General features: G+C 71.6%; 11 protein-coding genes. 8 read left to right on the forward strand and 3 right to left on the reverse strand.

Annotation, left to right across the window (positions count from 1 at the left end):
• Positions 1-204 precede the first annotated feature (204 nt).
• Positions 205-1,506 carry a M20 metallopeptidase family protein gene (locus G6R24_RS12405; RefSeq protein ID WP_163549408.1) on the forward strand — a complete coding sequence of 434 codons (1,302 nt, stop codon included), beginning with the start codon at positions 205-207 and terminating at the stop codon, positions 1,504-1,506.
• Positions 1,507-1,645: 139 nt separating this feature from the next.
• Complete coding sequence (locus G6R24_RS12410; protein WP_163549409.1) at positions 1,646-2,191, forward strand: NUDIX hydrolase; 546 nt, start codon at positions 1,646-1,648, stop codon at positions 2,189-2,191.
• 114 nt (positions 2,192-2,305) lie between these two features.
• On the opposite strand, the gene G6R24_RS12415 is transcribed toward G6R24_RS12410, so the two are convergent.
• Positions 2,306-3,172 carry an SDR family oxidoreductase gene (locus G6R24_RS12415; RefSeq protein ID WP_163549410.1) on the reverse strand — a complete coding sequence of 289 codons (867 nt, stop codon included), beginning with the start codon at positions 3,170-3,172 and terminating at the stop codon, positions 2,306-2,308.
• Positions 3,173-3,490: 318 nt separating this feature from the next.
• On the opposite strand from G6R24_RS12415, the gene mscL reads away from it, so the two are divergent.
• From mscL to G6R24_RS12435, 4 genes are all read left to right on the forward strand, one after another.
• Positions 3,491-4,120 carry a large conductance mechanosensitive channel protein MscL gene (gene mscL / locus G6R24_RS23705; protein ID WP_338083866.1) on the forward strand — a complete coding sequence of 210 codons (630 nt, stop codon included), beginning with the start codon at positions 3,491-3,493 and terminating at the stop codon, positions 4,118-4,120.
• Positions 4,121-4,840: a GNAT family N-acetyltransferase gene (locus tag G6R24_RS12425; RefSeq protein WP_163549411.1), complete on the forward strand. Its 720-nt coding sequence runs from the start codon at positions 4,121-4,123 to the stop codon at positions 4,838-4,840.
• Between the two features lie 276 nt (positions 4,841-5,116).
• Positions 5,117-5,611, forward strand: a complete 495-nt coding sequence (locus tag G6R24_RS12430; RefSeq protein ID WP_163549412.1) for a pyridoxamine 5'-phosphate oxidase family protein — start codon at positions 5,117-5,119, stop codon at positions 5,609-5,611.
• A 1,754-nt stretch (positions 5,612-7,365) separates the two neighbouring features.
• Complete coding sequence (locus tag G6R24_RS12435; RefSeq protein ID WP_163549413.1) at positions 7,366-7,833, forward strand: helix-turn-helix transcriptional regulator; 468 nt, start codon at positions 7,366-7,368, stop codon at positions 7,831-7,833.
• Between the two features lie 266 nt (positions 7,834-8,099).
• On the opposite strand, the gene G6R24_RS12440 is transcribed toward G6R24_RS12435, so the two are convergent.
• Positions 8,100-9,446: an NtaA/DmoA family FMN-dependent monooxygenase gene (locus G6R24_RS12440; protein WP_163549414.1), complete on the reverse strand. Its 1,347-nt coding sequence runs from the start codon at positions 9,444-9,446 to the stop codon at positions 8,100-8,102.
• A 702-nt stretch (positions 9,447-10,148) separates the two neighbouring features.
• Between G6R24_RS12440 and G6R24_RS12445 the strand changes: the two genes are divergently transcribed.
• Both G6R24_RS12445 and G6R24_RS12450 read left to right on the forward strand, forming a co-directional pair.
• On the forward strand, positions 10,149-10,643 hold the full coding sequence (locus tag G6R24_RS12445; protein ID WP_163549415.1) for a beta-class carbonic anhydrase: 495 nt from the start codon (positions 10,149-10,151) through the stop codon (positions 10,641-10,643).
• A 114-nt stretch (positions 10,644-10,757) separates the two neighbouring features.
• Positions 10,758-11,507, forward strand: coding sequence for a class I SAM-dependent methyltransferase (locus G6R24_RS12450; protein WP_163549416.1), 750 nt, complete (start codon positions 10,758-10,760; stop codon positions 11,505-11,507).
• A 39-nt stretch (positions 11,508-11,546) separates the two neighbouring features.
• Here the strand turns inward: G6R24_RS12450 and G6R24_RS12455 are convergent.
• Positions 11,547-12,245, reverse strand: a 699-nt coding sequence (locus G6R24_RS12455; RefSeq protein ID WP_192029123.1) for an N-acetylmuramoyl-L-alanine amidase, incomplete at its 5' end; no start/stop codon positions are given.

The following is a 12,245-nucleotide window of genomic DNA, read 5'->3' on the forward strand; positions in this document are numbered from 1 at the left end:
ATGGCCCGATCGCGATCGCCAACCTCGGGCTCGCGGCCCTACGCGAGCAGTGCCCCCATGCGGACAGCTGGCTTCGTCGCATCGAGTCAGCTCCGGCCTGATGCCCTGGGCCGCCGCTGGTGGCTGTCCGCGACCGGATGGGCGCCGCGCACACTGGAGGTGAGGGCCGGCCCGCTGGCTGGCGCGCACAGGGGGAGGACGGGCATGGCCGCGGTGGAGGACAGGAGCGCATCCGACGGCCTGGCACTCGACGATCGGCTGGTCGGGGACGCGCAGGCGATGGCGGACGACCTCGTGGGACTGCGTCGACGGCTGCACCGGGAGCCGGAGATCGGGCTGGCGCTGCCCCGCACGCAGGAGAAGGTGCTCGCCGCGCTCGACGGGCTGCCGTTGGAGATCACCCTCGGTCGGGATCTGACCTCGGTGACCGCCGTTCTGCGCGGCGGCGCGCTCGCACCGGACGAGGCGCCGGTGGTGTTGCTGCGTGGCGACATGGATGCGCTGCCGGTGCAGGAGGGGACGGGACTCGCGGGGGCATCCGGTGTGGCGGGGGTGATGCATGCCTGCGGGCATGATCTGCACACGGCGATGCTGGTGGGGGCGGCCCGGTTGCTGTGTGCGCACCGGGAGCGGCTGGCCGGCGATGTGGTGCTCATGTTCCAGCCGGGCGAGGAGGGCTGGGAGGGCGCGCAGCACATGATCGACGAGGGTGTGCTGGTGGCGGCGGGACGGCCGGTGACGGCGGCGTACGCGCTGCACGTGTTCTCCGGGGTGCTGCCGGCTGGCAGCTTCGGGGCGCGGGCGGGGGCGATCACGTCCGCGTCGGCGATGCTGCGGGTACAGGTGCGGGGGCAGGGCGGGCACGGGTCGATGCCGCATCTGGCCGCCGATCCGGTGACGGCGGCGGCCGAGATGGTGCTCGGGCTGCAGACGATGGTGACCCGGCAGTTCGACGTGTTCGACCCGGTGGTGATCACCGTGGGGGTGCTGCGGGCGGGGACACGGCGCACGGTCATCCCGGACGAGGCGATGTTCGAGGCGACGGTGCGGACGTTCACCCCGGCGACCGCCGACCGGGTGGAGGTCTCCGCGCGGCGGCTGCTGGCCGGGATCGCCGCGGCGCACGGCGTCGAGGTGGACGTGGCGTTCGTGCCCGAACGGCCGGCGACGGTCAACGATCCGGTGCGGGCGGCCTTGGCCGCGCGGGCGGTCACGGAGACGTTCGGCGCCCAGCGTTACGTGGAGCTGGCCCATCCGCTGGCCTGCTCGGAGGATTTCTCCCGGGTTCTCGCGCACGTGCCGGGCAGTCTGATCGCCCTGGGCGCCACCCCGCCCGGTGTCGATCCGCGCACGGCGCCGATGAACCACAGCCCCCGCGTGCAGTTCGACGAGGCTGTCCTGCCCGACGGCGCCGCGCTGTACGCCGAACTCGCCCTGCGCACCCTCGGCGCCACCGCCACCAGTGCCGCCAGCAGCGGCAATGGCATTGTGGGCACCGGCGGCTGACCTGGGAACGGCTCGGACGGCGCGCCGGTACACCCGGAAAAGGGCTGCGGCCATGCCATCATGAGACGGTCGCCGCTCTTGCTGTACGGGCCGGCGAAAAACCGTTGACAGCCGACCATCGACGAATAAGGAAGACAGATTGAACGATCAGGTGATCTCCCTGGTCCGGGACTATCTGGTCGCCTATCCCGGGGAGGCCGAGACGCTGGCCCCGCTGCTCGAGCTAGCGGCCACCGATGTCCCCGTCACCTCCCGCGGCACCCTGCCTGGCCACGTGACCTGCGGGGCGATCGCGGTGGACATGACCTACCGGGTGCTGCAGATCCACCACCGGGTGCTGGACCGCTGGCTGTTCCCCGGCGGGCACGTCGAGGCCGAGGACGAAACCCTCGAGGCCGCAGCGCTGCGGGAGCTCTCCGAGGAGACCGGTGTGCAGCCCAGCGCCGTCCGGCCACTACGAGGTCTGCCCATGGACATCGACGTGCACACAATTCCCGAGAACGCGACCCGCGCCGAACCGGAACACACCCATTACGACTTCCAGTTCGTTTTCCAGATACAGCGGTCAACCGGGCCGGGAACGGTGGACCTACGCCTCGACGAGGTCATCGACCACCGCTGGATTCCCGTCTCCGACCTGCACCACCCCGCCAGCCGCCGCATCACCGCCATGCTCGCCGGCTGAGCGCCCACCCGGCGGCCACACCACCGACCAGCCGACGCCGACGCCGATACCGACCTCGGCCTACCGTGCCCCGGCTTACCGCGCCTCGACGTGCGGCGCCGCGGCCCGTGCGCCTCAGCCGGTGGTGAAGGCGGTGGCGTGTTCGGCGGCCCGGTCGGCGAAGGTCAGGGATGGGCGGCCGAGGATGGCCGGCAGGACATCGTGCACGGGAGCCGGGATGCCGTCGGTCGCGGCCTGGTAGCCGAGCAACGTGTCGGCGAGACCGGGCCAGGCGCCCGCACCCATCGCGGCGAGCATCCGCTCCTTCGCCTGCGCCGGCGACTCGACCGCGAGCTGCACGGGACGACCGATGGCCACGGCGATCAGCTCGAGCTGATGCCGCCGGGTCAACGACTCGGGACCGGTCATCGCGTGGATGGCGCCGTCATGCCCGGGTGTGAGCAGCGCGGCGGCGGACACCGCGGCGATGTCACGCTCGTGGACCGGCGCCGAGTACGACTCGGGATAGGCCTCCCACACCGGCTGGTTGGCCCGGATCGCCGCCGCCCAGCCGAGCGCGTTGGTCGCGAACGTGCCGGGGCGCACGAACGTCCAGGAAAGACCGCTGGCGGCGATCGCCTCCTCCACCGCGGTGTGCCGCCGGGTCAGCGCGTTCTGCTCACCACCCGGCCCGGCCGCCGGCCGCTGCGCCGACAACGACGACAGCAGCACGATCCGCTCCACCTTCGACGCCAGCGCCGCCGCCAGGAACCCGTCGATACCGGCGGGCTCCGCGTACAGGAACACCGCGCGCACGCCCTCGAGCGCGGCCGGCACCGTCTCGGGCCGAGCCAGATCGAGCGGGACGACCGGCACCTCGCCGACCCCGACCACCCGCCCCGGCTCACGACTGGCGATGCGCGGCGCCTCACCCGCGGCGACCAGTTCCCGCACCAGTGCCCGGGCCACTCCGCCGCGCCCACCCGTTACCAGAATCGTCATGGCATGCAGCCTTCCATCGACCTCTGACAGTTTTCTCCGGCCGCGGCTCTCTCCGTCCGCGGGCCGGCGCGCGACGTGACGCCCGCACGTGCCAGCGTGGCAGTTGATGTCCACTTCAGGTCAACGGACACGGACCGGCAGCCAGGACACGCCGGCCCCTGTCTCCACCCCGCTTGTCTCCACCCCGCTCCCACCAGCTTCCGCCGACGCGGGGGGCACCACCGGGCTGGCAACTACCTCTCATATACGATTGAACCCTCCTTTGACGGTCATAACGGACGGACGTCCGAGAAGCCTCGTGGTCGAGGAGATGATCTGGTGGGTGTCCGCAAGGTGCGCAAGGTTGTCGATCGCGGTCGGGAGGTCGTGCAGCCGTCGGTCCGGGTGATCCGACCGGGGCTCGCGGGCTTCCGGAAGTTCCTGATGCGCGGGAACGTCATCGACCTGGCCGTCGCGGTGATCATCGGTACGGCGTTCACCGCGGTGGTCAGGGCGATGGTCGACGATCTGCTCACGCCACTGATCGCCGCGGTCGGTGGGAAGCCGGACTTCGCCAACCTGTCGTTCACGATCCATCACAGCAGGTTCCGCTACGGACTGTTCCTCAACAGTCTGGTGACCTTCCTGTTCGTGGCCTCGACGGTGTACTTCGTCGTGGTCCTGCCGATGACCAAGGCGGCCAAGCTGCGCAGGCGCGGCAGGTCCGAGCCCGAGGCGACGCCGGTGATCAGTGACGAGGCCCGGCTGCTCGCCGAGATCCGGGACCTGCTCACCACCGCCGCGATCCCCCAGACCCCTCAGACCCCTCAGACCGCCGACGGCATCGCGACCACCCAGGCCGCCCGGAGCACGCGGACCGCCCAGGTCGCCCGCGTCCCCGAGCCCGCCTCGTCCATCGGATCCGGGGAGAGGCAGCGGGCACGCGGCGGAATCGGCGAGGATGGGTAGGTGTCGCACCCGTTGGACAATCCCGTTCGGGCCGCACTGCTCGGGCCGCAGGCGCATCTCGCCGAGGGTCACGGCGCGGTCCTGCGCTTCCCGCCCGACGTCTGCCCCTTCCTCGGCCTGCCGGACGAACCGGACCTCGCCGCCTGGCATGAAGCCGCGCACCTGCTCGGCCCCGGCGCCCTGATCCTCTACACCCTGGACGCGACGCCACCCCCGGGCTGGGAGGTCAACGGCATCGGCACCGGGGTGCAGATGATCGACGTCTCGATGCGGGCGGCGCCCGATCCCGAGGCTGTCCGGCTCACCGCGGCCGACGTTCCCGAGATGCTCGACCTAGTGGCCCGCGCCAAGCCCGGCCCGTTCCTGCCCCGCACCATCGAGATGGGCACCTACCTGGGTATTCGCCACGGCGGCACGCTGGTGGCGATGGCCGGTGAGCGGATGCATCCACCGGGGTGGACGGAGATCAGCGCCGTGTGCACCGATCCCGCCCAGCGGGGCCAGGGGCTCGCGGGCCGGCTGGTTCGCGCGGTCGCCGCCGGCATCCGGGCCCGCGGCGAACGCCCGTTCCTGCACACCCTGGCCGACAACACCAACGCGATCCGGCTGTACGAGCGGCTCGGTTTCGAGATCCGCCGCACCGTCGCCTTCCGCGCCGTCCGCATCCCCGTCAGCGCACCGGCGCCACGTCCCAGCGAGGCGGACGAGCCGGTCGCCTGAGCCCGGCCGCGCCCGGACGGGCCGGCCGGCCGGCCAGCGCTGCCACGCGGGTGGCGCGGTGGTGGCCCACGGACGGGTCCAACCGTGCCGGACAGCCCGGGTGGTGGACGACCATCGGCCCCTGACCGGTGGGCCGGTCCCGCCTTACGGTCGAACCGGACGTCGTCGAACGGCCCCACCGCCCCACCGCCCCACCGTCCTGGCGCGAGGCGGCGTGGCGCCGGTCGGCGTCGGGGGTGGTGCGGATGCCCATCCAGCGGACGAGGGGAACACGCGATGACATCGGCGAACGTGGGCGGACGCGGTACCACCGCGAGCAACGGCGAGATCATCACGAGTGGTCGGGACAGTACGGCCGTCACCCTCGACCATGCCGGCGGTGGGGTCCTGCCGACCTCGACCTGCCTGTGGCTGCTCTCCGGGGAGCAGGTGGGACGGGTAGCGTTCCGCGCGAACGGCGAGATCCTCGTGCTACCGGTCAACTACGTGCTCGACGGCGACGCGATCGCGTTCCGCACGGCGACCGGGTCGAAGCTCGCCGCGGCCCTCGATGAGGACGCGGTCGGCTTCGAGGTCGACGGGCATGACGCGGCGGCCCGCGCCGGCTGGAGCGTCCTGATCAACGGGCGTGCGGTGCAGGTCAAGGACCCCGACACCCTGGCCCGGCTCGAGGCCACCGGACTCACCCCCTGGGCGGACCGGATCGATCATCCGCACTGGGTGCGAATCCACCCCGAGACGATGACCGGACGCGTCGTCGCGCACTCCTAGTCTCCTGGGTAAAACCGCAGAAAGCGGATGATCGCGGGCACTTTAGGTGGTTTGTCAGAACGGGGATGTACCCGCACCCCGTTCGCTCCCATCCGCCCGATCCGGTTCCGGATGGACGGCCGGATTCACCCATCAGAATCCGCTGACCGCCCGCACCACTTCCGCGCCGGACGACGATAGCGCCCGACCGCTCCGATCCCTCGGCGGGTATCCGCCGATGTCCGAGCCGCCCGCCGCGGCGCCGCCCGCGGTGCGCGCGTCCCGGCACCGCGCTCCGCGATGCGCGCACCTCGCCCGACGGCTCCCCCGTGCCCGCCCGGGCGGCCCGGGTCACCCGCGGGACGCACCACGGCCCGCGTCTCGCACCCGCGCGACATCCGCGCGCCGCGACTCGTCCGCCACCACCCACGCACCACGGACCACCCACCGAACACCATGGAACACCCACCCAACGCCACCCGCCCACCTTCCACCCGGCGTGGACCCACGGATAACCCACCGTGCCGAGGTGGGCCCCGGCCAGGTTTCCTGGCCCGCGGTCGTCACCCGTGCCAACACCGCCAGGTCAGCCGCCCGCTCAGGCCACTTCGACGAGCATGCGCGAACCGGAGTTCGGAACACGGAACGCCCCCAGAAACATAACAATGCAAAGGGCCTACCACGCGAATCACCGGCCGCGAACCGACGTCATCGAACGACGGCCAGCGACCGGCCCGCGCCCCTTGCCCGCGCACCACGCGGCACCTTCTCCGCGACCGCCCGGCACCTTGTGAGAAATTTTGTTCGGCCATTCACGGTGTTTCTCGCATCGTGCTGTCCGCATTCCCGGCACCGACGGTTCGGCGCAGTGCTGGCCGGGCTCACCCCATCGTCGCCGGACAACCCGCTGACGGACCTTCGCGAGTTCGGTGTACCGCCGTCGGAAACGGGCCGTCCACAGCCGTGGCCATACTCGGACCTGGCTTGGATTCGCACCGCCACCCGTCCCACGTGGCACCACTTCGTGCCTGACCGGCACCGCCCCCGAACGGCCGGACGCCAGCCAGGCGGCCCAGAAGCGCCAGAGGGCGCCGACTGGACCCGATGGTAAAGGACGTCCATGCCCACCAGGCATGGAGGCCGTGACGGTACAGCCAGGGGCCCTGCTCGGGCTGCGCCGTCCACCACTGGGCATCCACCGGACGGGACTCGGTCCCAGGTGAGCCCCGACCGGCGGGCGCGGGCCGCGCGCACCGTGGACGCACGCCGGATTCCCGTGCAGACGACCGGGCGTATGCCGACTGCCGAATGAATGCGCATACGCCGTCCGCCGATACTCCCGGGCAGCGAATTACAATCCAGTTCCAGGTCACCGGCAATCCGCCGGCCGATGGTGGCGGCGTCCGGCCCGCACATCCGGGCAGGTCGAGCGGGAGTCGCCGCTGGGGGGACCATCCCACGGTTCATCGGCGGTCGGCGTCTGTTCTCGCACATCGCCGGTTCGGCCATTGACGAAACGACCGCAGCGCGGGATAACCTTTTCGATGTAGCCGACCGCGGTGGACCGGCGATGCACGCTCAACCGGAAGGAGTGGGAGTGCCAGGACGCCCACTTCTGCGGCGGGCCGGGCCAGCCGCGGTCACCCACAAAGGTGGTGTACGGCTGATCTTAAGTCCGGTCCCCGGACGAATCCGCCGGCAGGGCTACGACGGTCTGCCGGCGGCAGGCGGCCAAAGGGGCCGGGTACTCCGGAGTGGACAGGGAGAGGAGCACGATGGCCCCAGTGGTATCGGATCCAGCAGCGATTCATGCCCGCCCGCCGCGGGCGATGAGCGCCGCCGGCTTCGACCGAGCGTCGGGTCCACTGACCGCTGACGAGCTGCCGACCTACGCACGATCCCAGAAGGAGCGGGTCCGGCTGGCCCAGCTCGAACTGCTCGAGCTCAGCGCCCAGCTCACCACACCGCACCTACGACGGCGGATCCTGCGCATCTACTCGCTGCTGCGCACCGAGCCGACCGCGCCGACCCCCGCCAAGCCACCGCCCTTCCGACTCACCCTGCGGGAGATAGAAGTGCTCACGCTGGTGGCGACGGGCTGTTCCAACGGCGAGGCCGCCGAGCGGCTCACCATCCAGGCCGAGACCGTGAAAACCTACATGCGCAGCATCATGCGCAAAATGGGCGTGCGCAACCGAACCGCGGCCGTGCACACCGCCCGCCAGATCGGCCTCCTCGACTGAACCGCGGCTGAGCCCTGAACCACGGCTGAGTCCCTGAACCACGGCTGGGTCTCGGCCGCGCGCACGCTCCGGCACACCCTCCATGCCGGATCGTCCACCACCACGCGCCCTCGCACCCGGACCGCCCGCGCACTCACCACCCCAGCCAGGCGCGGGCGCTCCGGCGCGGCGTGTGCGAGCCCTCTCCCGCTCACCCGAGCCACCCCGGCCGCGTGAGGCGGCCTCCCTGGACCACGCGGGGCCGTCTGGTCCGGGCGGAACCCGGTCTAGTCCAGGGGGGTGAGGCCGAGGTGCTCGCGCAGGGTCGAGCCGGTGTACTCGGTGCGGAACACCCCCCACTCCTGTAGCAGCAGCACGACCGTGTCGGCGAACTCGTCCAACCCGCCGGGGGTGATGTGCGGGACGAGGATGAAGCCGTCGCTGGCGTCCGACTGGACGAAGTGGTTGATCGTCTGCGCGACCGTGTGCGGTGAGCCGACGAACTGCTGGCGGCCGCTGACCTCGATCACCACCTCCCGCAGCGAGAGCTTCTTGGCCTCGGCGAGTTCCCGCCAGGCCCGCACCGTCGCGACCCGGTCATCGAACATCCGCACGCTCGCCCGCCCCTTGGAGACGGTGTTCTCCCCGGGCAGCGGGTCGACCGACGGGAGCGGTCCGTCCGGGTCGAAGCTGGTCAGGTCCCGGTTCCAGAGCTGCTCGGCGTACATGATCGCGGTGGCGCCGCTGACCTGCTGGCGGCGGATCAGCGCGGCCCGCTCGCGTGCCTCGGCGTCGGTGTCGGCCAGGACGAACGTGGCCGCCGGCAGGACGACCAGATCCCGCGGCGAACGGCCGTACTTGGCCAGCCGACCCTTGATGTCGGCGTAGAACTCCTGGCCCGCCTCGAACGCGCTGTGCCGGCTGAAGATCGCGTCGGCGCTCGCGGCGGCGAACTCCCGTCCGGCGTCGGAGTCACCCGCCTGGAAGATCACCGGGCGGCCCTGGGGGCTGCGCGGGACGTTGAAGTGGCCCTCGATGTCGAAGAACGCGTCGTGACGCGCGAAGGCCCCCGGCCCGGGCTCGCGCAGGAACCGTCCCGCGCTGGCGTCGGCGAGCACCTCGTCGCGCCGCCAGGAGTCGAACAGTTCCAGCGCCGTGCTCAGGAAGCTGCGGGCCCGCTCGTAGCGGTCGGACTCCGCCAGGTAGCCGCCGCGGCGGAAGTTCTCACCGGTGAACGCGTCCCAGGAGGTGACGACGTTCCACGCCGCCCGTCCGGCCGAGAGATGGTCCAGGCTCGCGAACTGGCGGGCCACCTCGTACGGTTCGTTGAACGTCGAGTTGATGGTGCCGGCGAGCCCGAGATGCTCGGTGACGGCGGCGAGCGCGGCGAGCACGGTGAAGGTGTCCGGCCGACCCATGACATCAAGGTCGTGGATGCGGCCGTTCTGCTCCCGCAGCCGCAGCCCCTCGGCGAGGAAGAAGAAGTCGAAGCGGGCCCGCTCCGCGGTACGGGCCAGGTGCACGAACGAGTCGAACTCGATCTGGCTGCCGGCGGCGGGATCGGCCCACACCGTCGTGTTGTTCACCCCGGGGAAGTGCGCCGCCAGATGGATCTGCTTGGTCGGCCGGCTCATGAGGGTCCTCCGCGGTCGGTCGTGGGTGACTACCGGACGGCCGGTCAGCCCCGGCCAGGCGGGCGGACGCGGGGTGGCGCGCCAGCCCGGAACGACCCGGCCCACCCCGGACGGCGAGACGCCATCGTGGACGGCGTGGACCCGCGCCCCTGCGATCAGTGGCGGCGACAGCGGCTGGTGGAGGTTCGGCAGTAGTCGATGCAACGGCGGCACGTCAGAACGGCGGAGGCGCGCACACATTCGACTCTGCGAGGCCGTCCGGATACGGTCAACCCCTCCCCCTGTGAGCTGCGCCACGGGGATAACCCGGATGAGCGTCGCTCCGCATCCCACCTGACCTGCGGGTAATCCACCCAGGCCACATCAATATGTGAGATGTGCCACATGGACTGCCGGTTGGCGGGGCGGGTGCCGCCGTGTTTCGGTTCGTGCATGCCGGCTCTGCCGCCGCTCGTCCGGCGACGCCACATCGACCTGCTCCTGGTCGCGGCCTCGCTGTGTCCCGGCGGTCACCCCGGCCACGCCGGCCACTGAGGCCCGCGGCTTCCCCGCGCACGTCGTCCACCCGGTACGTCGTCCACACCCAGAGCGGCGTGGCCGCCAGGACGCGTCTGGTTCGGGCGCCGCCGCCGCACGTCCACTCGAACGCCGCGTCGTGCCGTGTCCCGGTGTGTCCGCGGCGTGGACCCGCCTGGAGGCGAGATGACCACCAGCACCGACACCCTGCTCGACAACGCCACCCACTACGCGCGGGCCTTCACCGCCGGCGAACTGCCGCTGCCCCCGAAGCTCGGCGTCGCCGTCGTGGCCTGCATGGACGCCCGGCTCAACGTCTACGGTCTGCTCGGCCTCCAGGCGGGGGACGCGCACGTCATCCGCAACGCCGGCGGCGCGGTCACCGACGACGAGATCCGCTCCCTGGCGATCAGCCAGCGTCTGCTCGGCACCCGCGAGATCATCCTGATCCACCACACCGACTGCGGCATGCTGACCTTCACCGACGAGCAGTTCAAGGCGCAGATCGCCGAGGACACCGGCATCCGCCCGGCCTGGTCCGTCGAGACCTTCACCAACCTCGAGGACGACGTCCGCCAGTCGATCGCGCGCATCACGGCCAGCCCCTTCATCCCGCACCGGGACAAGGTCCGCGGCTTCGTCTACTCGGTCGAGAAGGGCACCCTGACCGAGGTCCAGTGACCCCCACCCCACGCCGCCGACGCACGTGTCAGAACCGCGGGCAGGGCCCGCGCGATATCCGTCCTCGTCGGTCATTCGACCGAGGCGCGGTGTCGCGCAGCCTATACTTGTCCAATGAGTGAGACACCTATCTCATATTCTGAGACGCAGATCTGGGACCCTTCGACCTACGACGCGCAGCGCCGTCGGCTCGTCCCGTCCTTCGACCTGCTCTACGGCACGGTCGGCGAGCTGGTCGCCCGCGCCGACGAGGTCCGGGCCACCGTCGGCGGCCGGGTCCCGGACCAGGCCGATGGCGCGGAACGCGAGGCGTCCGGCCCCGTGGTGCTCGATCTCGGCTGCGGCACCGGACTGCTGGCCGCCGCTGTCCTCGAGGCCGCACCCACCGCCCGGCTGCACCTGTTCGACGGTGCCGCGCCGATGCTGGCCAGGGCGAAGGCCCGGTTGGCGGCCGACCGCGTCGTGGGAGTGACGGTGGGCGACCTCACCGGCGCCCTGCCGGCCGGTCCGTTCGGCGCGGTCGTGTCAGCCCTGGCCATCCACCACCTCGACGACGGCGGCAAAGTCGACCTGTTCCGGCGGATCGCCCAGGTGCTGCGTCCGGGCGGGCTGTTCGTCAACCTCGAGCAGGTCGACGGCCCGGTGCCGGCGCTCACCCGGTTGTACGAAGGCCGCCATGAGCGGTTCGCCCGGGCCGCCGGCTCGGACGACGCCGAATGGCAGGCGGCCCTGGGCCGGATGGCCTTCGACCGGTGCGCGCCGCTGGCCGACCAGCTCACCTGGCTCGCCGACGCCGGCTTCGCCCCGGTCGACTGCGTGGTACGCGACGGCCGGTTCGCCGTCTACGCCGGCTGGCGCGCCTGAGCCGCGCACCCCACCGCGAAACTCAGGTGCGGGAAGTGATCAGGGTGCCGCGGCGAGGAGGCTCTGCGCTCCAGGGGCCACCGGCGATCGCGGTGGCACCAGAGGTTGCGGTGGCACCGTCGATGGAGATGGCAGCGGGGGCAGCGGACGGCCGAGAGCGACGGCGACATCCCGGCGCAGGCCGGGGAGCAGGGCGAACAGGGCGTCACCTGGGCAGGCCGTCCCCATCCAGTCCCGATGCCCACTGATCGTCGGGATCTGCCGACGCGCGCCGCTGGTCGGGTTGATATAGGTGGCCATACCGGTCGGGTCAAGCTGATGCCTGCCGGCGAGCGCGAGCAGCACCAGCGCGAGCGACCGCCGCGCCTGCGGCGTCGGCGGACGCGTACGCAGGTCACCCATCAACGCCACCCCGATGTTCCCGGCGTTGTTCCCCTGCACATGCGCGCCGGTGACCGCCCGACCATCGGCTTCGTAGACCGGGACGGTGTCGGCACCCGACCTGCGCCCCTCGTAGACGGCACCGGCGTTGTCGATGAGCAGGTGGTACCCGATGTCGGCCCAGCCTCGGTCCTTCGTGTGCCCGCGGTAGATGGCCCGCACCGACGCGGCCGGGTCGGCGTCGTTCACCGGAATAGCCGTGTGATGAACGGTGATCACCTGTCCGGGTGCGAACTCCACCGGCCACGGCTGGCCCGTGCGCCGGTTGATCCGCCACGATTCATCGGCGCCCCAGCC

The organism is Candidatus Frankia nodulisporulans (assembly GCF_902806475.1).
Classification (GTDB): Bacteria; Actinomycetota; Actinomycetes; order Frankiales; family Frankiaceae; genus Frankia; species Frankia umida.